The organism is Clostridium sp. AM25-23AC (genome assembly GCF_003435125.1).
GTDB lineage: Bacteria > Bacillota > Clostridia > Lachnospirales > Lachnospiraceae > Pilosibacter > Pilosibacter fragilis.
On the sequence record NZ_QWGI01000003.1, the window covers coordinates 32,383 to 55,031 of the forward strand.

At 50.1% G+C, this 22,649-nt stretch carries 21 protein-coding genes; 19 read left to right on the top strand and 2 right to left on the bottom strand.

From position 1 onward, the window contains the following. Positions 1–2 precede the first annotated feature (2 nt). The 6 genes from DW677_RS02530 to DW677_RS02555 all read left to right on the top strand — a co-directional run bounded on the left by DW677_RS02530 (position 3) and on the right by DW677_RS02555 (position 5,765). Positions 3–311, top strand: coding sequence for a DUF6637 family protein (locus DW677_RS02530; protein ID WP_015554881.1), 309 nt, complete (start codon positions 3–5; stop codon positions 309–311). Positions 312–315: 4 nt separating this feature from the next. After that, positions 316–1,296, top strand: a complete 981-nt coding sequence (locus tag DW677_RS02535; protein ID WP_015554880.1) for a biotin--[acetyl-CoA-carboxylase] ligase — start codon at positions 316–318, stop codon at positions 1,294–1,296. After that, a complete protein-coding gene (gene mutY / locus DW677_RS02540) occupies positions 1,289–2,425 on the top strand; it encodes an A/G-specific adenine glycosylase (RefSeq protein WP_242990529.1) in 1,137 nt (378 codons plus the stop codon). The genes DW677_RS02535 and mutY overlap by 8 nt, the downstream gene beginning before the upstream one ends. 218 nt (positions 2,426–2,643) lie before the next feature. Then, a complete protein-coding gene (locus tag DW677_RS02545; RefSeq protein WP_347473012.1) occupies positions 2,644–3,579 on the top strand; it encodes a YegS/Rv2252/BmrU family lipid kinase in 936 nt (311 codons plus the stop codon). A gap of 168 nt (positions 3,580–3,747) precedes the next feature. Continuing rightward, the gene (gene rpoD / locus DW677_RS02550) at positions 3,748–4,872 is read left to right on the top strand and encodes an RNA polymerase sigma factor RpoD (RefSeq protein WP_021905985.1); all 1,125 of its coding nucleotides are present in this window, start codon (positions 3,748–3,750) and stop codon (positions 4,870–4,872) included. Between the two features lie 230 nt (positions 4,873–5,102). Next, entirely contained in the window at positions 5,103–5,765 is a 663-nt protein-coding gene (locus DW677_RS02555) for an epoxyqueuosine reductase QueH (protein WP_015554877.1), read from the top strand. Here the strand turns inward: DW677_RS02555 and DW677_RS02560 are convergent. After that, positions 5,745–6,749: an MBL fold metallo-hydrolase gene (locus DW677_RS02560; protein ID WP_117469865.1), complete on the bottom strand. Its 1,005-nt coding sequence runs from the start codon at positions 6,747–6,749 to the stop codon at positions 5,745–5,747. The genes DW677_RS02555 and DW677_RS02560 overlap by 21 nt on opposite strands. A 298-nt stretch (positions 6,750–7,047) precedes the next feature. Here DW677_RS02560 and DW677_RS02565 point away from each other — a divergent pair, with 298 nt between their 5' ends. The 13 genes from DW677_RS02565 to DW677_RS02625 all read left to right on the top strand — a co-directional run bounded on the left by DW677_RS02565 (position 7,048) and on the right by DW677_RS02625 (position 21,773). After that, positions 7,048–7,311 (top strand): HPr family phosphocarrier protein, encoded by a 264-nt coding sequence (locus DW677_RS02565; protein ID WP_015554876.1) that lies wholly within the window; start codon positions 7,048–7,050, stop codon positions 7,309–7,311. A gap of 114 nt (positions 7,312–7,425) precedes the next feature. Next, a complete protein-coding gene (locus DW677_RS02570; protein ID WP_117566430.1) occupies positions 7,426–8,271 on the top strand; it encodes an Mrp/NBP35 family ATP-binding protein in 846 nt (281 codons plus the stop codon). Positions 8,272–8,599: 328 nt separating this feature from the next. Further along, positions 8,600–9,634, top strand: a complete 1,035-nt coding sequence (locus DW677_RS02575) for an ATP-binding cassette domain-containing protein (RefSeq protein WP_117469863.1) — start codon at positions 8,600–8,602, stop codon at positions 9,632–9,634. Continuing rightward, the gene (locus DW677_RS02580; protein ID WP_015554874.1) at positions 9,627–10,307 is read left to right on the top strand and encodes a methionine ABC transporter permease; all 681 of its coding nucleotides are present in this window, start codon (positions 9,627–9,629) and stop codon (positions 10,305–10,307) included. The genes DW677_RS02575 and DW677_RS02580 overlap by 8 nt, the downstream gene beginning before the upstream one ends. Before the next feature lie 179 nt (positions 10,308–10,486). Then, on the top strand, positions 10,487–11,374 hold the full coding sequence (locus tag DW677_RS02585) for a MetQ/NlpA family ABC transporter substrate-binding protein (RefSeq protein WP_117566431.1): 888 nt from the start codon (positions 10,487–10,489) through the stop codon (positions 11,372–11,374). 399 nt (positions 11,375–11,773) lie between these two features. Further along, positions 11,774–13,144 (top strand): MATE family efflux transporter, encoded by a 1,371-nt coding sequence (locus DW677_RS02590; RefSeq protein ID WP_242992097.1) that lies wholly within the window; start codon positions 11,774–11,776, stop codon positions 13,142–13,144. Positions 13,145–13,577: 433 nt separating this feature from the next. After that, entirely contained in the window at positions 13,578–15,557 is a 1,980-nt protein-coding gene (locus DW677_RS02595; protein WP_117552200.1) for an ABC-F family ATP-binding cassette domain-containing protein, read from the top strand. A gap of 276 nt (positions 15,558–15,833) precedes the next feature. Continuing rightward, a complete protein-coding gene (locus DW677_RS02600) occupies positions 15,834–16,526 on the top strand; it encodes a redox-sensing transcriptional repressor Rex (RefSeq protein WP_015554866.1) in 693 nt (230 codons plus the stop codon). Next, the gene (gene acpS, locus DW677_RS02605; RefSeq protein WP_015554865.1) at positions 16,520–16,888 is read left to right on the top strand and encodes a holo-ACP synthase; all 369 of its coding nucleotides are present in this window, start codon (positions 16,520–16,522) and stop codon (positions 16,886–16,888) included. Before DW677_RS02600 ends, acpS begins: the two co-directional genes overlap by 7 nt. Then, positions 16,885–18,468 carry an NAD(P)H-hydrate dehydratase gene (locus DW677_RS02610; protein ID WP_117566433.1) on the top strand — a complete coding sequence of 528 codons (1,584 nt, stop codon included), beginning with the start codon at positions 16,885–16,887 and terminating at the stop codon, positions 18,466–18,468. Before acpS ends, DW677_RS02610 begins: the two co-directional genes overlap by 4 nt. After that, positions 18,458–19,633, top strand: coding sequence for an alanine racemase (gene alr, locus DW677_RS02615; RefSeq protein ID WP_117566434.1), 1,176 nt, complete (start codon positions 18,458–18,460; stop codon positions 19,631–19,633). Before DW677_RS02610 ends, alr begins: the two co-directional genes overlap by 11 nt. A gap of 176 nt (positions 19,634–19,809) precedes the next feature. Further along, positions 19,810–20,160: a type II toxin-antitoxin system PemK/MazF family toxin gene (locus DW677_RS02620; protein WP_117469858.1), complete on the top strand. Its 351-nt coding sequence runs from the start codon at positions 19,810–19,812 to the stop codon at positions 20,158–20,160. 266 nt (positions 20,161–20,426) lie between these two features. Next, positions 20,427–21,773 (top strand): hemolysin family protein, encoded by a 1,347-nt coding sequence (locus DW677_RS02625; protein WP_117469857.1) that lies wholly within the window; start codon positions 20,427–20,429, stop codon positions 21,771–21,773. Between the two features lie 71 nt (positions 21,774–21,844). Here DW677_RS02625 and DW677_RS02630 read toward each other — a convergent pair whose 3' ends face one another. Continuing rightward, complete coding sequence (locus DW677_RS02630; protein WP_015554861.1) at positions 21,845–22,429, bottom strand: xanthine phosphoribosyltransferase; 585 nt, start codon at positions 22,427–22,429, stop codon at positions 21,845–21,847. Positions 22,430–22,649 lie beyond the last annotated feature (220 nt).

Genomic DNA, 22,649 nt, shown 5'->3' on the forward strand with positions numbered 1-22,649 from the left:
ATATGGCGGAAAACAATAAGAGAAGAAAAGTCAGGAGCGAGTCCATGGCTCTTGATGCCATGCACATCATCATCGGCATCGCTGTGGTGGTGATGGCAGTTATCTCGTTCCTTGACACGGAGAGGTATATGTTCCTCTTTCCGGCGATATTTTTCCTGGCGGCAGTTTTAAATCTGGTCACAGGAAAATACTGGCTGTCCCGGGCAAAACGGGAGAGGCGGAGAAGAACGGCGGCGGTGTTCCAGATGGTGTTCGGAACGACTCTGCTGATCTTTACATTTTTAAGCGCAATGAGTATCTGGTGGAGGTAATGAGATGAAGGGAGAGATCCTGAAATTATTGAAGGAGACAGATGGCTATATTTCCGGTCAGGAGCTTTGCGAGAAGTTCGGTGTCTCGAGAACGGCGGTCTGGAAGGTCATCAACCAGTTAAAGGAGGAGGGCTACGAGATCGAGGCCGTCCGGAATAAAGGATATATTTTAAAGGGATCGGCGGATGTGCTCTCAAAGGAAGAGCTGGAAAGCACGATCCACACGAAATGGGCAGGAACGCAGGTGGCGTTCTTCGAGGAGACCGACTCCACGAACAATGAGATCCGCCGTCTCGCGGAACAGGGCGCGCCCCACGGAACCCTGGCTGTCGCGGAACGCCAGCTCGGCGGAAAGGGCAGAAGAGGTCGTGTCTGGACATCTCCGGCGGGCGTTGGGATCTGGATGAGCATGCTCTTAAGACCACAGATCGATCCCATGGCGGCCTCCATGCTGACGCTCGTCATGGCGCTGTCCACGAGAAGGGGAATCGAGAAGGCGACAGGATTGAAATCTGAGATCAAATGGCCGAACGACCTTGTTTTAAATAAGAAGAAAATCTGCGGAATCTTAACGGAGATGAGCACGGAGCTCATGGAAATCCAGTACGTGATCCCGGGAACCGGCATCAACGTAAACCAGATGGAATTTCCAGATGATATCAAGGCAACAGCGACTTCCCTGCGGATCGAGAGCGGAAAGATCCAGAAGAGAAGTGAGATCATCGCGGCGATCATGGAGGCATTTGAGGGATATTATGACACCTTCATCGAGACACAGGACATGTCGGGACTTATTGAAGAGTACAATGCAAACCTTGTAAATCTCGGCAACGAGGTGTGCGTTCTGGATCCGGCGGGCGAGTACCGCGGTGTCTCTGAGGGAATCAACAAGGAAGGCGCACTTTTAGTCCGTCTCTCCGATGGCACATTAAAGGAGATTATCTCCGGGGAAGTTTCCGTCCGCGGAGTCTATGGATATGTATAAGGAAGAAATGAATGTTTCGGGGGCGGATCTTTATTCCGGTCTCCAGAAAATCTTTCCGGATGAGAAAGACCTCACCCTGACGGAGCGTCTGGAAGCCGCAAGAGGACCACTCCTTTCCTGGTATCGGGGGAATAAAAGAGATCTCCCCTGGCGGGAGAACCAGGATGCCTACCGGATCTGGATCTCGGAGATCATGCTGCAGCAGACGAGAGTGGAGGCAGTAAAGCCCTACTTTGCCCGGTTTATGGAGTGTTTTCCGACGGTGCAGGCATTGGCTGAGTGTGAGGAAGAAGAGCTTTTCAAGTATTGGGAAGGTCTCGGATATTACAGCAGGGCCAGAAATCTGAAGAAAGCGGCCAAGATCATCGTTTCCCAGTACGGCGGAGAACTTCCGGCAGATCGCAGAGCGCTTCTTGCGCTTCCGGGAATCGGAAGCTACACGGCGGGTGCCATTGGATCCATCGCTTTCGGACTCCCTGTCCCAGCGGTGGACGGAAATGTCATGCGGGTCCTTTCGAGAGTTGCCGGAAGCTACGAAGATATCTTAAAACAAGCGGTAAAGAAGAAGACAGAAGCTGCGGTCGAAGAGGTCTTAAAGACACTCAAAAAGGATGAGCCAGGAGATTTCAACCAGGCGCTCATCGAGACCGGAGCCATCGTCTGCGTCCCCAATGGTGCCCCTCTCTGCGATCTTCCATGTCCATTCTATACGGTATGCGAGGCGAGAAAAAGAAACCTGATCTCTGCGATCCCGGTGAAGGCACCGAAAAAGAAAAGGAAAATTGAGGAAAAGACCGTATTATTAGTGAAATACGGGGATAAAATAGCCATTAGAAAGCGGGATGACACCGGACTGCTGGCATCCCTGTATGAATTTCCGAATCTGGAAGGAAAACTTTCAGAGAAAGAGGTACTGGAACGCCTCGGTGGCGGGGCATCGGTGGAGGAAAAACTGCCGGAGGCAAAGCACATTTTTAGCCATGTGGAGTGGCATATGAGCGGGTACCTGGTAAAGGCAGGGGAGGAGATCCCGGGAATGCTGTTTGCGGACAGAGGGGAATTGAAGGAGAAGTACCCGATCCCGAACGCGTTTGCGGCGTATAGAAAGCTGCTGGAAAGCCAGTCATGATATAATGGCTGTAAATTCTCTTGAACCCACAGATATTGTTTGTCAGGGCGGACAGAATGCAGAAGATGCATCATTATTGTACACGGGTAGGAATTTTCTGAACTGAAAATTCCGTACAGTAGTACCGATGCATCTGTCAGTGTCCCATATTAGAAATAGAAAGTATTGACATTTGTTAGTATTATGGCGCATAAGGGCGTCTTTTATGGAGCGTGTTCATGATGAAAATGAAAAAAATGTTATTTGTTTTTAATCCCCGTTCCGGGAAGGAAGCCATCAAGAACCAGTTGTCCGATATTCTCGGGATTTTCTGTGGAGCAGGCTATCTGCCCTCTGTCTATGTGACCCAGGAACCGGGGGATGCGGCGAAGATTGCCGAGGAATACGGTAAGGATGTGGAACTTTTCGTCTGCAGCGGCGGGGATGGAACGCTGAACAGCGTGATCTCCGGCATCATGAGGCTGGAAAAACGCCCGGAGATCGGATATCTCCCGGCAGGTTCCACGAATGATTTCGCGAGAAGCTTAAAGATTCCGGCGAATCTCACGAAGGCGGCGCAGGATGTGGTGAGCGGAAAGTCCTACGGCGTCGACATCGGAAAATTTGGGGATGAGCGGTATTTTGTTTATATCGCCGCATTTGGCGCTTTCACGGAAGTGTCGTACAGCACGCCCCAGGACATCAAGAACGTTCTTGGGCATCAGGCATATATCCTGGAGTCCATCAAGGCACTGGGAAATCTCAAATCCTACAGGATGCATTTGACATGGGATGACGGTGAGACGGATGGAGAGTTCATTTTCGGAATGGTGACGAACACCACAAGTGTCGGAGGCTTCAGAGGACTTGCGCCGAAGGATGTTTCCTTCCATGACGGCCTGTTTGAGGGCGTGTTTATCCGGACACCGAAGACTCCGGCGGATCTTCCGAATATTATAAGTGGTCTGCTTCTGTTCCCGGAACAGGAAAATAAGGACGTGATCCGCGTGAAATCTTCAAAGTTTACGGTCACCGCCAAGGAAGAGATCCCGTGGGTCCTCGACGGTGAGTTTGGCGGATCGGTTACTGAGGCAAAGATCGAGAATGTGAAGGAAGCAGTGACCTTAAGCTGCAGCCCGGAGCCGGAGAAGCAGGAGGAGAAGACGGCGGGATGACAGGGGCGGCAAGTGCGCAGACCTGCTGAATAATTACAAAAAGTGCTAATAAAATGTTAAAATTCAACAAAAAAGGCGTAGAAAAGCATTGAAAATTGTCGCTGGATAGTATATAATGAACTATCGTGGAGCAGTTTGAGCAGCCCCAACCTGAAAGGACGTTATTCAGTGGAAAAAGAAGTATTTTTAGACAAACTTAAGAAACTTGTCGCACTGGGCAAGTCAAAACAGAACGCGCTTGACGCGACAGAGATCAACGACTTTTTTGCCGGAGATAATCTCGGACCGGAGCAGATGGACGAAATTTATAATTACTTAGAGCACAGCAATATCGATGTTGTGCCGGTAATCGATGACGCAATGCTTGCGGATGATTCCATGCTTCTGGACGATCTGGATGATGACTACCGAGAGGACAAGGACGGAGAGGACATTGACTTAGACGCCATTGACCTTCTGGAGGGTATCGGAACAGAGGATCCGGTCCGCATGTACTTAAAGGAGATCGGTACCGTGCCGCTTCTTTCCGCGGATGAGGAGCTTCGTCTCGCGAAGAGAAAAGCAGAGGGAGACGAGTCTGCAAAAGAGCGCCTGATCGAGGCAAACCTTCGTCTTGTTGTAAGTATCGCAAAGCGTTACACTGGACGTGGAATGAGCTTCCTGGATCTTGTTCAGGAGGGAAACCTTGGTCTGATCAAGGGCGTTGAGAAGTTCGATTATACAAAAGGATATAAGTTAAGTACATATGCGACTTGGTGGATCCGTCAGTCTGTGACGAGAGCCCTTGCGGATCAGGCGAGAACGATCCGTGTTCCGGTGCATATGGTAGAGACGATCAACAAAATGTCAAAGATGCAGAGAAAGCTGACTCTGGAACTCGGCTATGAGCCGTCCGTGACAGAACTCGCGGAAGCGCTTGAGATGTCCGAGGACAAGGTTATGGAGATCATGCAGATCGCGCGAGAGCCTGCATCCTTAGAAACTCCGATCGGTGAGGAGGACGATTCCAATCTCGGCGACTTTGTTGCGGACAGCAACGCGGTGACTCCGGAAGGAAACGTGGAATCCGTAATGTTACGTGAGCACATCGACGCATTACTTGGTGATCTCAAAGAGAGAGAACGTCAGGTCATCGTTCTTCGATTCGGTCTTGAAGACGGACATCCGAGAACTCTGGAAGAAGTTGGAAAAGAGTTCAACGTAACGAGAGAGCGTATCCGCCAGATCGAGGCGAAAGCATTGAGAAAGCTCAGAAATCCGGTCCGCAGCAAACGGATCCGGGATTTCCTGTAAGACCGGGAAAAGGATATTGGAAGCGGATCGTTGGGGGCAGACTGAACGGATTCGGTGAAAATAGAAATGCAGGCAGCGGGAGAAGATCCGGCTGCCTTTTTCCGTTGCGGTCTTTTTGCCGGTATCCTGTAATGGTGAAGTGCCGGTGACGGCAACCGGGCAGAAGGCTGAGACAGAAGGAGACACAGGGGATTGAAGCATCGGGGCAGCATAGCCTGCCGGGAGATCATATGAATAAGAGAAATTATCAGAAGGAATTAGACAAAAAACTGGAAGAACTGCAGAAAGAGGGAAAGGTTCCCACTTTATTTCTACACAGCTGCTGTGCGCCCTGCAGCAGTTATGTTCTGGAATATCTTTCCAGATATTTTGAGATCACGGTATTTTATTATAACCCGAATATTTATCCGCCATCAGAGTACGAGGAGCGGACATCGGAGCAGGAACGTCTGATCCGGGAATTCAATGGAGAGTGGGAACAGGAGACAGACCGCCACCCGATCCATTTTGTGGCAGGAACCTATGTGCCCGACGATTTCTATGCAGCGGCAAAAGGGCTCGAGCAGGAGCCGGAAGGCGGCGCAAGATGTACGGAGTGCTTTAAACTCCGCCTCTCCGAGGCGGCGAGAGAGGCAAAAGCCGGGTACTTCGATTTCTTTACGACGACGCTTACGATCAGCCCCCTAAAGGACGCGGAGCGGTTAAACCGGATCGGGGAAGAGATGGGACGCGAGTATGGTGTGGAGTTTCTGTCATCAGATTTCAAGAAGAGAAACGGATATAAAAGATCCACGGAGCTTTCCAGAGAACACGCGCTCTATCGTCAGAATTACTGTGGCTGCGTGTTCTCAAAGAGGGAGTCGGAGGCGCGCTCAGCGGAGAGACCAGAATAAGACCCCGTCCTTCTCTGTCCGGGTGATCGACCCTGTCTCTGCCAGCCAGTCCAGACAGGAAAAGAGTTTCGGCCATGTATTGAGATAGGAGAAAAGATAGGAATAGCGGTAGGTCTGCATGCGCTGGACATAGAGCGCCTGATCAAGCTCTAAAAGAGTCATGGGGCGGCGGCTTTCTGCCAGAGCCAGCCGGAGCTGGGTGCAGCGTGTCTCATATTCGTCGATGATGCGGCAGGTCTCCTCACGGATCTCGGTGAATTCTCCGTAGTGTCCGGGGAGAAAACGGTAACCGGCATAATCGGCAGCCAGTGCTTTAAGGGATGCAAAGTATTCAGCAAGGAGATGTTGGTCTTTTCCTGATGTGATGACGATGGGAGTAAGCCCCAGGATCACCTGATCAGCGCAGAAGAAAAGCTTTTTCTTCCTCTCCACGAGCCCACACTGACCGGCTGTATGACCGTATAGGGGGACGATCTCGAAATCATAGCCGCCGCAGGAGAGCGTGTCCCCCGGCGCAATGGGGGTAAAGGGAAAATGAAAAGAAATATTGTTTTCCCTTGCAAGTTGGTCAGCTCCGGTGTTGATTTCCTGCCAGGCATCGGGAGCCAGTTCTTTTGTGACTCCGCATTCTCTGGTGTAGGAGCGGCGCATGGTGTTGTCCTCATAAAGACGATGGTAGCGGTCGGAACATTCGGAGATCTCCACGGGGTTCATGAAGGCCCGGGCACCGCGCTCTATGAAAAGGGAGATGTATCCGCTGTGATCTGCATGATTGTGGGTCACAAAGATGTCGAGATCCCGATAGTCGATGGAAAGCTCTTTTAAGACATGTTCCATCTCATTCAGGCACTCCGGAACTTTCCAGGATGTGTCGATCATGAGGCTGCGGCCATTTCCTTTTATAATATAGAGGTTTCTCGATGAGGTCCGCATGGCTTTATTGGTGAGAATGACTTTATATAGATTGGGAGCGAGTAGTTTCATTTCGTGGGAACTCCTTGAACGTGGTTTTTAAGGTAGATCGTTTTGATTTTATCCCGGGCTTTGTAAAATGTCAAATCATTCCGGAGCGTTTCGTTGACATCATGGGGTTTGTGGTATAAAATGAAAATGTTTACGTAACTATTCAGTAGGTCTGCGCATATGCTGCGCTGACCGTAAGAACACATAGGATAGAAAGCAAAAATCCCATCAGCGAAGCTGATCTGGAATGGATTTTTGCTCGTGACTATGAAGGTACTGAATAGTTACATGTTTACAAACAAAATAGGAGGAACAGGTTATGGTAGAAAGAAAAGTTACAGTAGTAAACCCGACAGGTCTTCATCTTCGCCCGGCGGGACTGCTCTGCCAGACATCCATGAAGTTCGATTCTAAAGTGATGATTTTTTATAAAGAAAAAGAAATCAATGCGAAGAGTGTGTTAAACGTAATGGCATCCGGGATCCGGTGCGGCGATGAGATCACAGTACATTGTGATGGCCCGGACGAGAAAGAAGCCCTGGAGGCTGTATGTGACCTGATCGAGACAGGTTTAAAGGAATAAGAACAGCGTAAAAAGAAAAATAAGCAACGTGGCAGCATCAGGCTGCCATGGCTCCCGTCAAACTCACAGGTAGAGGATCTGGTGGGAGAATAAGTGATAGAAAGTGAGAGAATCATGAGCGAAACAGCAGAAAATTGTACACATGACTGCGGAAGCTGTACTGCAAACTGCGGAAGCAGAACAAATGAGCCGCAGAGCTTCCTTGAGAAGTTAAATCCGGCGAGCTCTGTAAAGAAAGTGATCGGCGTTGTCAGCGGGAAAGGCGGTGTCGGAAAATCCTTAGTGACATCCCTGATGGCCTGCCGCATGCGCGCGACGGGTGCGAGAGTAGGAATCCTTGATGCGGATATCACAGGTCCGTCGATCCCGAGAGCCTTTGGGATTCATGATGGCGTGACAGTGACTCCGGATGGAAAGCTCCTTGTCCCGGCGACTTCCTCCACTGGTGTTGAGGTGATCTCCTCCAATATGCTTCTGGAGAATGAGACAGATCCGGTGATCTGGCGTGGTCCGGTGATCGCAGGTGCAGTGAAACAGTTCTGGAGTGAGACACTCTGGCAGGATATCGACTATATGTTCGTAGATATGCCTCCGGGAACCGGCGATGTGCCGCTTACTGTATTTCAGTCTCTTCCTGTCAATGGAATCATCATCGTTACCTCCCCGCAGGAGCTTGTCTCCATGATCGTTGAGAAGGCGGTCAACATGGCGAAGAAAATGAATGTTCCGATCCTCGGTCTTGTTGAGAATATGAGCTACCTCGAATGTCCGGACTGCGGAAAGAAGATTTCCGTATTCGGCGAGAGCCGTATTGATGATGTCGCAAAGGAATACGGAATTCCGGTTCTCGCTCAGATCCCGATCCGTCCGGCGATCGCGAAAGCTGTCGACGAGGGAACGGTAGAGTATATAGAAGCAGACTTCTTAGACAATGCGGTGAAGGCAGTGAAGGAAGCTTAGGAAAAGCAAAAAAATAAGGTATGATACACAGGGCAGCTAAGGCAATAGCTGCCCGTATTTTTGGTGTAACAGGAAATTCCCTGTTACACCAAAGGCACATTCTTTTTATGCAATCGAAAATCAAAGGGTTCAATCTGGTAAATGACCACCACAGAAAGACAGATGAATGTCAGAGCCGGAAAAATTCATAAAAGACTCTCTGATATAGAAAAAACCTATAATGACTTATTTCTTATCTGTATTGGACGGATCAGTGAAAACGTGATATCTTATTAGCACACACAGAAATTAGAAAATGTACGACTGGTACGTACATAGGAGGATAAAATTGATTCAGTTAGACCATATTACAAAGACCTTTGATACCGGCGCGGATAAAGTCCACGCGGTCTCCGATGTAACGCTCCATATCAAGAGCGGCGAGATCTTCGGTATCATCGGATTCTCCGGAGCCGGAAAATCCACACTGGTGCGATGCATCAACCTGCTTGAGAGACCGACGAGCGGAACCGTCACCGTAGACGGAAAGGTCCTCACGGATCTTCCAGCAAAGGAATTGAGAGAGGCGAGAAAGAAGATCGGAATGATCTTCCAGCACTTTAACCTGATGCGTTCCAGAACGGTAGGAGAGAATGTCGCTTACCCGTTAAAGGGAAGCGGGCTTACAAAACAGCAGATCAAGGCGAAAGTGAAGGAGCTTTTGGAGCTCGTTGATATCGCAGAGAAGGAAAATGCGTATCCGAGCCAGCTTTCCGGCGGACAGAAACAGAGAGTCGCGATCGCAAGGGCCCTTGCGAATGACCCGAAGGTTCTTCTCTGCGATGAGGCCACCAGCGCTCTGGACCCGCAGACTACGGGGGCGATCTTACAGCTCTTAAAGCATTTAAATAAGAAGCTTGGAATCACTATCGTGATCATTACCCACGAGATGGCAGTTGTCAAGGAGATCTGTGACAGGGTTGCTGTTATGGAGCACGGAAATGTTGTTGAGGAAGGCGATGTGTTCTCGATCTTTGCGGCACCGAAGGCTGGTATCACGAGAGATTTCATCCGCACCACCTCAAACCTTCAGAAGATCGAAAAACTGATCGAGGATAAGTCACCGCTTGTAGAATTAAAGCCGGGCGAGAAGATCCTTCGGTTGAACTATATTAAGAAAAATACATCGGAGGCATTGATTTCCGAGACTTCCAGAAAGTTCAACATCAACTTAAATATCATCTTTGCGGATCTGGAGATCGTTCAGGACGCGCCGATCGGCGGAACCGTAGCGATCGCCAGCGGCAGGAAAGAGGATATTGAGGGTGCAGTTGAATATCTGAAAGCAAAGAATGTAGGAGTGGAGGTGATTGAGAATGGCTGATTTTTTAAATGCAATCATCCCAAATGTCATGTCGAAGCCGGATGAACTTCTTGAAAGCTTTGGACAGACGATCTACATGGTGATCGTATCAGGAGCAATCTCCATGGTATTCGGACTTTTCTTCGGAATTGTCCTCACGGCGACCGCTCCGAAGGGTGTTTTAAAAAACAAGGTTGTTTTCAATATTTTAGACAAGCTGGTAAATATTTTCCGTTCGATTCCGTTTGTGATCCTTCTGACAGCTCTGATCCCGCTGACCCGTATGGTAGTGGGAACCGCCATCGGTACGAAGGGCGCGATCTTACCTTTGATCTTCGGTACTGTCCCGTTTTTCACGAGACAGATCGAGAGTGCGCTCGCTGAAGTGGATTACGGACTGATCGAGGCGGCGGAAAGCATGGGGAACAGTCCCTGGGAGATCATTTTCCGGGTATATCTGAAGGAGAGTGTACCGGGAATCGTCCGCGCGATGCAGATCACGTTCATCAGTCTGGTAGGCCTTACCGCGATGGCAGGTGCTGTCGGCGGCGGCGGACTCGGAGACTTCGCGATCCGTTACGGTCATTCCAGAGGACAGACAGACGTCACATATGTGACTGTGATCATCATTCTGATTATGGTAAGCCTCATTCAGAGTACAGGTTCTTATGTTATTAAAAAGACGACCCATTAAGAGGGTATCCCCTTGTTGGGCGGTCGGTATGTTTCAATACCGGTCATAAGAAGCGATCATATAGCTTGAAGCGGCGCGGAAATTTTCTGAGCCGTATCAATAGAATGGAACTGTCCGGTCCGTACAGCGAATGCGGACAGAACCGGGCAGCGACAAATCAGTTTAGGAGGAGACATATTATGAAGAAAAGAATTTTAGCACTTGGTACTGCAGCAGTTTTAGCATTATCCTTAACTGCATGCGGAAGCAGCCAGAAGGCAGAGACAACAGCAGCGGCAGCAGACACAACAGCAGCAGGTTCCGCGGCAGCAGATACGACAGCAGCATCCGGCGAGAAGACAGTGATCAAGCTCGGCGTAGTCGGCGAGAACAATGAGCAGTGGCAGCCGGTCATTGAGAAGCTTGCTGAGGAGAACATTGATCTTGAACTTGTAAAATTTGCGGATTATCCGCTTCCGAACCGTGCGTTAAACGACGGCGAGATCGACTTAAACTCTTTCCAGCACATCGCATATTTTGAGGATGACTGCAAGAACAACGGATATGATCTTTCCATCATCGGTGAGACCATCATCGCTCCGTTAGGACTTTACTCCAACAAGATCAAAGACGTTTCCGAGATCAAGGACGGCGATATCATCGCGATCCCGAACGATGCTACAAACGGCGGCCGTGCGTTAAAGCTCTTAGAGTCCGCAGGTCTCATCAAGGTTGATCCGGAGGCTGGTTACACACCGACGAAGAAGGACATCACAGAGAAGCCGTTAAACCTTGACATTAAAGAGGTTGAGGCAGCAAACACAGCAAGCCTTCTTCCGGACGTCGCAGCGGCAGTCATCAACGGCGGCCATGCGGTTGACAACGGTTTAAACCCGGAGAAAGATTCGATCTTCCTTGAGAGTGTTGAAGAGGGAAGCGACAACCCGTATGTAAACATCATCGTTGCGAGAACAGCGGACAAGGACAATGAGCTTTACAAGAAAGTTGTAGATTATTTCCGCACACCGGAAGTTGCGAAAGTGATCGAGGAGACTTACAAGGGCGCTTACATTCCAACATGGGAGTAATTTTTAGAATCTAAATAGTGCGAATGGCCAAAGAGGCAGGATATCCCGTTTACTTGCGGGTTTCCTGCTTCTTTTATGTGAATTCGTAATGATTCAGTACCTTCATAATTACAAGCAAAAATCCATTCCGAACCGGCTGCGACGATGGGATTTTTGACTTTTAGTCTATGTTTTCTTACGGTCAGAGCAGCAAATGTGCAGACCTGGTGAATAGTTACTTGAATTCACAAAATTTTCTTGTGAAACAGACAACGGTTTTCCTGTGACAGCGACGCCATGGAACTGCTTGCTTTTTCTCCCGAAATCCCGTATGATTTACATAGATATTATATTTTAATGGTAAATTTTACATGAAAAATGAGATAAAACAGAAATAACAGTCAGAAAGGGGCAATGTGGATGTCGAGACCTCAAGGTGGACGAAAAACAAACATTGATATGACGGAGGGAGTGATCTGGAAACAGCTGGTGTTGTTTGCGATCCCGCTGATCATGGGAAACGTATTCCAACAGCTCTACAATACCGTGGACAGCATCGTTGTGGGAAATTATCTCGGAACGTCGGCCCTGGCTGCTGTGGGAGCTACCACGGCGATCTGCAACACGCTGGTGAACTTCTTTAACGGAATCTCCATCGGAGCCGGTGTGGTGATCAGCACGAGTTTCGGCGCGAAAAACCTCGAGAAGCTTCACGAGGCGGTGGAGACGACGATCCTCTTCGCGGTGATCGTCGGATGTTTTGTCTCCCTGATCTCTATCGGGGTCGTTCCGGTGATGTTAAAGTGGATGTCCACGCCGGATGATGTGGTCGGACCGGCGGGTGAGTATTTAAAGATCTACTTTGTCGGAGTTCCGGTGCTGTTCCTCTACAATATGGGAAGTGCGATCTTAAGGGCTGTGGGGGATACGAGACGTCCGCTCCTGTTCCTGATCATCAGCAGCTGCTTAAATATTGTTCTGGATATCCTTTTTGTGGCGGTATTCCACTGGGGGATCAGCGGTGTAGCGATCGCCACGGTGATGGCGGAGACAGTTTCCGCGTTCCTGGCCTGCATGACACTCACAAGAACAGATGGAGCCCATAAACTTGTCTTAAGAGATTTACATATCAATAAGACCTGTCTCGGTGAGATCTTCCGGATCGGACTTCCGGCCGGTGTCCAGCAGGGACTCACAGCGTTTTCCAATGCTCTGGTACAGGCATACGTCAACGGTCTTGGTTCCTCGGTGATCATGGCGGGCTGGAGCTGCCACTCGAAGATCGACCAGTTCGCGATCCTGTCGGCCCAGAGCATGGGCCAGGCGGCAACCACCTTCGTGGGACAGAACCTCGGCGCGAAGAATGTAAAGCGTGCCAGAAAAGGCGTCCGACAGGCGGTGTTCATGGGTGTCGGCGCGCTGATCTGCATCTCCATCGTCATGGCACTCTCCGCGAGATCTCTGGTATCCCTTTTTAACAGGGATCCGTCGGTTCTGCATTACGGAACTCTGTTTATCCTGATGACCGTGCCGTTCCGCTTCTGCAGCTCCTTCAACCAGATCCTGGCTGGTTCCTTAAGGGGATCTGGGGACGCGAAGGGTCCGATGTGCATCATGCTCTTCAGCTTCGTTGTCTGCAGGCAGATCTATCTGTTCTTTGTGACAAAGATCGCCTTCAACGAGTACACCGTAGGTCTCGGCTACCCGGTTGGGTGGATCGTGTGCGCGGTTATCTCCTACTTTTACTATAAGAAAAGCAGATGGGAAGAGCAGGTGGAGAAAGAAGCATAAAATGAATAAAGATGTCCGCTGCCTGGTTCAACATGAACGGAATGTCATGGAAAACGGCAGCGGATTTTTGATTTTGTGTTCGTTGCGCTGATGGGAGATATGTGTTATACTTAACTGCGTATGTCGTTTTATATGAATACGATATGGTGTTATATCAGGCGGATTTGATGTGACATGACACTGACAAGAGAAAAGAGGCAGGCAGCCGGACTGAAAAAGCGGTTGGTTGTAAGGACAAAATGTTTGGACTTGGAACGATCATAAACGTCGGTGTGGCCGTATTTTCCCTGGGCTTAAATAAAAAAGTAAATGACGGCAAATACAGAGTCTGTATTTGCGGTTGAAAGATAAAAGAGCAGTTGTAAAAATAACTGCGGTGTACAAAAAGTATGCGGCTGTGAGGCTGTTACAGTGATAGAAACAGGAGGATTTTATGATATTATCCTGCAGCAATATCTGCAAATCATTCGGAAGCGACGATATTATCAAGAACGCTTCCTTTCATATTGAGGATCATGAAAAAGCTGCCATCGTCGGCATCAACGGAGCGGGAAAATCGACGCTCTTAAAGATCATTGTCGGCGAGCTGGCACCGGATTCCGGTGAGGTGGTGCTTGGAAGCGGGAAGACGCTGGGCTACCTGGCGCAGAACCAGGATCTTTTGAGCCACCGGACTATCTATGAGGAGATGCTGGATGCGAAAAAGTCCGTCATCGCCATGGAAAATCGTCTGAGGGATCTGGAAAATTCCATGAAGACAGCATCCGGGGAAGAGCTGGAGACCATGATGAATCAGTACAGCCGTTTAAGCCACGAGTTTGAGCTCATCAACGGCTATGCCTGGAAGAGTGAGATCGTGGGCGTCTTAAAGGGACTTGGTTTTACGGAGGAGGAGTTCTCCAAACAGATTTCCACACTTTCCGGCGGCCAGAAGACAAGAGTTTCCCTGGGCAAGCTTCTTCTCACAAACCCGGATATCATTCTTCTCGATGAGCCGACGAACCATCTGGACATGTCCTCCATCGCATGGCTAGAGACTTATCTCTTAAACTACCGCGGTGCTGTTCTCATCGTTGCCCATGACCGGTATTTTCTCGATAAGATCGTCACAAAGGTCATTGAGCTGGACAATGGACATGCCATTGTGTACTTCGGAAATTATACGGCCTACAGCGAAAAGAGAGCGCAGATGCGCGCGATCCAGATGAAGGCGTACTTAAACCAGCAGCAGGAGATCAAGCACCAGGAAGCGGTCATCGAAAAGTTAAAATCCTTCAACCGGGAAAAGTCCATTAAGAGAGCGGAGAGCCGGGAAAAGATGTTAGATAAGATCGAAGTCCTTGAGAAGCCGACGGAGGTCAATGACGCCATGGATATCCGCCTGGAGCCGAATATCTTAAGCGGAAACGATGTGCTGACGGTGAACGGTCTGGCAAAATCCTTTGGCTCCCAGACATTATTTACAGACCTGAATTTCGATGTAAAGCGCGGGGAACGGGTCGCCATTATCGGTGACAACGGAACGGGAAAGACCACGATCTTAAAGATCATCAACGGTCTTGTGGAGCCGGATGACGGTGAGATCATTCTTGGTTCCAGAGTCCACATCGGATATTATGATCAGGATCATCAGGTGCTCCACATGGAAAAGACTTTGTTTGAGGAGATCTCCGACGCCTACCCGGGAATGTCCAACACCCAGATCAGAAGTACGTTAGCGGCATTCCTCTTTACCGGGGACGATGTGTTTAAGCGGATCGGGGACTTAAGCGGCGGCGAGAGAGGCCGTGTTTCCCTTGCGAAGCTCATGCTTTCCGAGGCAAACTTCCTGATCCTCGATGAGCCGACGAACCACCTGGATATCACTTCGAAGGAGATTCTGGAGAATGCCTTAAGCCATTACGGCGGTACGGTGCTCTACGTCTCCCATGACCGTTATTTTATCAACAAGACCGCAACGAGGATCCTGGATCTCACCGGAAAGCGGATGATGAATTATATCGGTAACTACGATTATTATCTGGAAAAACATGAGGCCATGATGAACGCCCATTTCGGGACCGAGAATGTGGAGCCTACCGGCGGAATCGTCGGATTCGGCGCATCAAAGACGGGAGCGGCGGCTGAAACTTCCGGAAAAGCGGCGGAGAGCAGCGCGGACGCAGGCGGAAAGCTTGACTGGAAAGCCCAGAAGGAAGAGCAGGCCCGCCAGAGAAAACGTCAGAATGACTTGAAAAAGGTCGAGGACGAGATCCACAGACTTGAGACGAGAGACGGTGAGATCGACGGACTTCTCTGCGACGAGAGTGTTTTCTCCGATGTGGCGAAGCTCATGGAGTTAAATAAAGAAAAAGAGGAGATCGCAGGGAAACTTGAGACTCTGTATGAAAAGTGGGAGGAGCTGGCTGAATAAGCAGCAATCATTAATATCCGCTGAGTCTCAGGTCCGTTGCTGCCTGCGCAGGGTGTGAACAGCAGCAAACCTGTTGAACAGATATAGATATACTCAAAAGAAAAATGTTCCGTCCGGTCGGGGAGATCATGGGCGGGACATTTTCTTTTTTATGGGATAGGGCAGTTCCAGCCCCAATTCGCCTAAATTCTTTGACAAGGATTTGACAAATAATATAGATATGAGTATAATAGATTCCATCGTTATATGAAAGTTTTGAGAAGGTGAAACCAGAAAATGACAGACGAAAGACAGATTTCAAAGGCGGTTATTTCCAGACTTCCGCGCTATTACAGATATCTGGGTGAGCTGATGGAGGAGGGGATCGAAAGGATTTCTTCCAATGAGCTGAGCGCCAGAATGAAGGTGACGGCGTCCCAGATCCGTCAGGATCTTAACAATTTCGGCGGCTTCGGCCAGCAGGGATACGGATATAATGTTAAGTATCTCTACACGGAGATCGCAAGGATTTTAGGAATCGACAGACAGCACAACCTCATTATCATCGGAGCCGGAAACCTTGGACAGGCCATCGCCAATTACACAAATTTTGAGAAGCGCGGATTTATGATCAAGGGAATGTTCGATACCAATCCGCGGCTGATCGGTCTCGTGGTCCGTGGTGTGGAAATCCGCGGGATCGATGACCTTGAACAGTTTATTATCGATAACGAGGTGCAGATCGCAGCTCTCACGATCCCGAAGTCCAAGGCTCCGGAGATCGCAGAGCGCCTGGTAAAGGCCGGAATCAAGGCGATCTGGAACTTTGCCCATACCGACCTAAATGTTCCGGATGATGTGGTCGTTGAGAATGTCCACCTCTCCGAGAGCCTGATGCGACTTTCCTATCGTGTCTGCAGCATGCAGGATGAGCGGGAGCGGAAAGCAAAGGAAAAAGCAGAACAGACGGGAACCAATGAGACATGTTGATTGGAGTTGGCTGTGATTTGATCGAAATTGAGCGCGTAAAAAAAGCCTGTGATAAAGAGGCTTTTTTGTCGCGTATTTATACCGAGCGTGAGCGCCGGCAGGCAAAGGGAGATCCCCGGGTCCTTGCCGGCACTTTTGCCGTTAAAGAAGCAGTGGCGAAGGTGTTTGGAACGGGATTCCGGGAGTTTATGCCGATTCATGTGGAGGTCTTAAGAGACCCTCTTGGAAAGCCCTATGTGGAGCTTCATGAGGGAGCCGCAAAAACAGCAGAAGATCTCGGGATCACAAAGATCGAAGTGTCGATCTCAGACACGAAGGACCATGCGATGGCGTTTGCCGTCGGAGAGGGGGAGGCCGGATGAAAGCAGTTCTCAGCGGAAAAGAAATGAAAGAGTTCGATGCAAGGTCCATCAAAGGGTATGGGATTCCATCCTTAGTCCTGATGGAACGGGCAGCGATGGCAGTTGCAGAGAAAGCAGAGGAGATACTGGAAAAAGAAGAGGCAGGGACCGTCTGGTCCGTCTGCGGCTTTGGAAATAACGGGGCGGATGGAGTTGCCGCCGCCAGAATGCTGTTTTTAAAGGGGTACGATGTGAAGATCGTTTTCCCGCAGCGGGACGGAAAAGGAAGCGAGGAGCTGGAAGCCCAGCTAAATGTCGTAAAACGGCTGGGAATCCCGGTGATGACGGCGGAAGATCTGTCGGACCTGGTGGAAAAGAAGATCCCGGCGCAGCCGTTTAGAAAGGCCGGGGAGAGAAAAAGAAGCTGCCGGGGCGTGATCCTGGACGCAATCTTCGGGATCGGCCTTTCGAGAAATGTGGAGGGCGCATACCGGAAGCTGATCCGGTGGATCAATGGACAGGAAGACATGAAAGTCATTGCTGTCGATATCCCGTCGGGCATCAGCTCCGATAACGGAAGCGTGATGGGAGATGCAGTCCGCGCGGATGTGACGGTCACGTTCGGAGAAAAGAAGCTTGGACAGGTGCTGTTTCCGGGGCGGGAGCTCTGCGGACATCTTTTCGTGAAAGATGTGGGCTTTGTGCCGGAGAGCAGCGCAGAACGAGAAAAGCATGTCCAGATGCTGGATCGGGAAGATCTTTTGAGGATCCCGGCCCGCATGGCTGATTCCAACAAGGGAACATACGGAAAGGTCCTTGTGATGGCAGGAGCGAAGAATATGGCGGGGGCTTCCCTGCTTTCCGCCAGAGCGGCATACCGGATGGGAGCCGGACTTGTAAAGGTCTTTACCCCGGAGGAGAACCGGCTGATCGTACAGGAAAAGCTTCCGGAGGCCATTTTAGCCACCTACGACACGAAGGAGGCCGAGAAAGATCCGGAAAACTTTGCGCGAAAGATCGCGAGGGAGACGGAATGGGCCGATGTGATCGTTCTGGGCCCCGGGATCGGGATGGAGGACTATGCCAGATGCATGGTGGAAAATGTCCTGAAGGACGCCTATGTTCCGATCATTCTTGACGCGGATGCCCTGAATCTTGCGGCGGAATACCGGGAACTTACAGGTTATTTTACGGAGAATATTATCGTGACGCCGCATATGAAGGAGATGTCGCGGCTCACAGGAATTCAGATAGAAGAAATGAAGGAGAATCCGGTCCGCACCTCCAGGGAGTTCGCGGATCAGTACGGCGTAGTATGCGTCTTAAAGGACGCGGCGACGGTGATCGCCGGAAGAGACGGAAAGACGTTCGTGAACGGAAGCGGGACTCCGGCTATGGCCAAAGGCGGTTCCGGTGATGTGCTTACGGGCGTGATCGCCGGGCTCGTAGCGCTGGGACTGGAGGAGAGTGACGCGGCGGCCCTTGGCGTTTATGTACACGGTCTCGCCGGTGAGGCCGCTGAGAAACACTTTGGAGTCCACGGAGTGTTAGCAGGAGAGATCGCAGATTGCCTTCCGGAGGTATACAGAGATGGAATTTGACAGAATCTACGCAGAGGTGGATCTCGGGCGTATTGAAGAAAATATGAAGGCCATGAAGGAGCATCTTCGTCCGGGAACGAAGATGTACGGCGTGGTAAAGACGGATGCATACGGACATGGGGCAGTTCCGGTGGCGAGGACCATCGACCGTTTTGTCTGTGGGTACGCGGTGGCAACGGTGGATGAGGGGCTTAAGCTCAGGAGACATGGAATCGAAAAAGAGATCCTGTGTCTTGGTCCGGTTTCAGCCGGCCGCTATCAGGAATGTCTTGAAAACGACATCAGTCTGCCTATGTTTGAATACCAGAGAGCAAAAGAATTATCAGATGCCGCTGTGGCAGAGGGAAAGACCGCGAAGATCCATATCGCGGTGGATACGGGAATGAGCCGTATCGGACTTTTCCCGGATGAGGGATCCGTGGAGACCGTAAAGGAGATCGCAGAGCTTCCGGCTCTCAGGATCGCCGGTATGTTCACCCATTTCGCCCGGGCGGATGAGGCAGATAAGACGAAAGCAGGGGAGCAGTACAGACGGTTCCATGCGTTCTGTGATGCTGGGAAGGCAGCGGGAGTGGAAGTACCGGTCTGCCACTGTTCCAACAGCGCAGGAATCGTGGAGCTCCCGGATTTTAACATGGACGCGGTCCGTGCGGGAATCACGATCTACGGCCTGTACCCGTCGGATGAGGTAAAACAGGATATCATTTCTCTGAAACCGGCGATGGCGTTAAAGAGCTTTATCACTTACATCAAGGAGATCGGACCGGGAACGGAGGTCAGCTACGGCGGAACCTTTAAGGCGGAGAAGACGATGCGGATCGCTACGGTCTCTGCAGGTTACGGGGATGGCTATCCGAGAAATCTCTCCGGAAAAGGAGAAGTGCTGATCCATGGAAAACGGGCAAAGATCTTAGGACGGATCTGTATGGACCAGTTTATGGTGGACCTTACGGGGATCCCGGAGGCCAAAGAGGGAGATTCTGTGACTCTTGTGGGCAGAGACGGGAATCAGGAGATCACTATGGAGGAGCTTGCAGAGATTTCCGGCGGATTCCATTACGAGATCCCATGCCTGATAGGAAAACGTGTGCCGCGGCGGTACGTGAAGAATGGAAAAGAAGTGGGCGGCATGATGTGCAGGGATGAGGAGTACGAAGGCTTCTGACGGTCATGCTCGAAAACCGGTACGTCTGAATAAAATATCATAAGTGGGAAATACTCTGGACTATAAGAAGCACGCGTTGCAGGCTTCTTGAGGGAGCGCGGCAGCCGCCGGGGACAGGTGCAGGCACAGCCCCGGATCTGCTGACCGCATAGAAATTCAGGCGGAGTGTGAGACTTGTGATTATCAGACGGGGCGATATCTATTATGCGGATCTGAGACCGGTAGTCGGTTCGGAGCAGGGAGGCGTGCGGCCTGTGCTCGTGATCCAGAACGATGTGGGGAACAAGCATAGTCCCACGGTGATCTGCGCGGCGATCACATCAAGGATGAATAAGGCAAAACTTCCTACCCATGTGGAGCTTTCCGCCAGAGACTGTGACATGGTGAAGGACTCTGTGATCCTTTTAGAACAGCTTCGGACCATCGACAAGCAGAGGCTCAGGGAAAAGATCTGCCATATCGACGGGGAGCTGTTAGGCCGGGTGGACGAGGCGCTGAAGGTCAGCCTGGAACTTGGAGGCTATTAGGAAAATGCCTGTGAAAGGGGCGGAACCTGTTACATAATCGCGGGTGTATTCCTTGACGGGGCATGGATTTAATGCTATAGTGGACAAATAGTAACTGTTCAGTAGGTCTGCGAATTTACTGCGCTGACCGTAAGAAAACTTAGAATAGAAGGCAAAAATCCTATCGGCACAGCCGATTTGGAATGGATCTTTGAAACAATTCAGCCGTGGATCTGGAAACGGCTGGATGCAGTACTGAAAATGATAAAGGAGTGTAGGTAATTCTCATGGACGATGGCAATTCGTGGATAGGAATTGTTTTATTTGCCGCATCGGTGATCCTGTTTGCGGTGATGTACGGATTCGGTGCGGCGGTTCAGGCGCTGAACACCAGTGCACTGGAGGATGAGCGCGACGAGGGGAATAAGAGGGCGGAAAAGCTTCTGAAGATCCAGGAGGATCCGTATCTCTTTATCCGCACAAACCAGCTGGCAACGAGTATCCTGACACTGGCAATGGGAGCGTCTTCCCTGCTGTTTGTGGTACGAAATCTGACGGCACTGCTCGGAGTGCGCACAAAGCTGCCGCATCTGGCAGCCGTTGGAATTTCATATGTCGCGGGACTTGTGGGAATCGCATTTCTGCTCACGGGACTGGGGATCGTGATCCCGAAGCGCATCGCTGCGAAAAGTCCGATCCGGTTCTGCTATAAGGTGCTTCCACTGGTGGAGCTCGTGGCGAAATTTCTGTTTCCGTTCGCGTGGCTGATGGATCAGTTCGCCTATATCTCCCTGAAGGCGGTGGGCATCAATATCCGCGAAAAAGATGACAATGTGACCGAGGAAGACATCATGTATATGGTCAATGAAGGTCATGAGCAGGGGGTCTTAGAGGCCAGTGAGGCGGAGATGATCACGAATATCTTCGAGTTCGATGATAAAGTGGCGGCGGATATCATGACGCACCGCACGGCTGTCCTTGCGTTGGACGGGGAGATCACGCTTAAGGAAGCGCTGGATTTCGTTGTGAAGGAAGCAAACTACTCGAGATTCCCGGTTTATGAGGAAGATATCGACAATATCATCGGTATTCTCCACATGCGGGACATGCTTCATTATACAGACTCGAAAGAACATTTAAATACGCCGATCAAAAAGATCAAGGGTCTGCTCAGAAGTCCACACTTTATTCCGGAGACGAAGAATATCAACTCTCTCTTTAAGGAGATGCAGTCCCAGAAGATCCATATCGAGCTGGTCGTGGATGAGTATGGTCAGCTTGCGGGTATCGTCACGATGGAGGATATCTTAGAGGAGATCGTCGGAAATATTCTGGACGAGTATGATAAGGAAGAGCCAGATATCGTTTCCAGAAAGAATGGTACATATGAGCTTACCGGTCTCACACTCTTAGATGATGTGGAGGAGACTCTTGGGGTGGAATTTGATAAGGAAGATAAGGATAACTTTGACACGTTGAACGGTTTCATGGTGTCCAGGCTTGGACATATCCCGAAAGCGGGAGAGAAGGGGAGTGTCCGGATCGGGGACTATCTGTTAAAGATCATGAAAGTGGAGAACAAGGTGATCCAGACGGTTCTTGCGATTCCGTTACCGAAAGAAGAGAAGAAATAGAAAGAAGAAATAGAAAACGGATACTCTGCACTCCGGCATTCCTGCCGGAAGCGAAAGTATCCGTTTTTACATTAGTCCTGTTCGCGGAATTTTACAGTGCCGGCAGCCGGGTCCATGGACTCAACGATGGCTAAGGACTCTAAGTGGTAGCCCAGATTTCTGATGACCTGTCCGCCGATCTGGAATCCTTTTTCTACCACGATGCCGATTCCTTCAACTGTAGCGCCCGCCTCATGGACAATGGAGATCAGTCCCTGAAGGGCATAACCGTTCGCAAGGAAGTCATCGATAATTAAAACATGGTCATCCGGGGAAAGGAATTTCTTGGAAACGATGACCTGATTTTTACATTTATGGGTGAAAGATTCTACCTCAGCAACATACATTTCGCCGTCAAGGTTTACGCTCTGGGATTTCTTAGCGAAAACGACCGGCACATGGAAATGCATTGCCGCAATACAGGCGATACCGATACCGGATGCCTCGATGGTCAGGATCTTGTTGATATTTTCATTGGCAAAACGGCGCTTGAACTCCGCGCCCATCTCGTCAAAAAGTTCGATATCCATCTGATGGTTTAAAAAGCTGTCAACTTTTAATACGTTTCCCTCTTTTACAACACCGTCTTTCGCGATACGCTCTTCTAAAAAGTTCATGTTCTTTCCTCCGTAATTCCCCTTTTCGGGTGTATCTGTATTGTATCCAATTATAGCAATATTGGGGGGAGATTACAAGATGAAAAGTCGGGGAAAATATTACTGTACACGGGTAGGAATTTTCTGAACTGAAAATTCCGTACAATACAGTGGTGGTAGTGGATTTTGCCGATTCGGAATGCGAAGCATCGGCAAAATCAGTTACTGTTTGCGCAAAGCG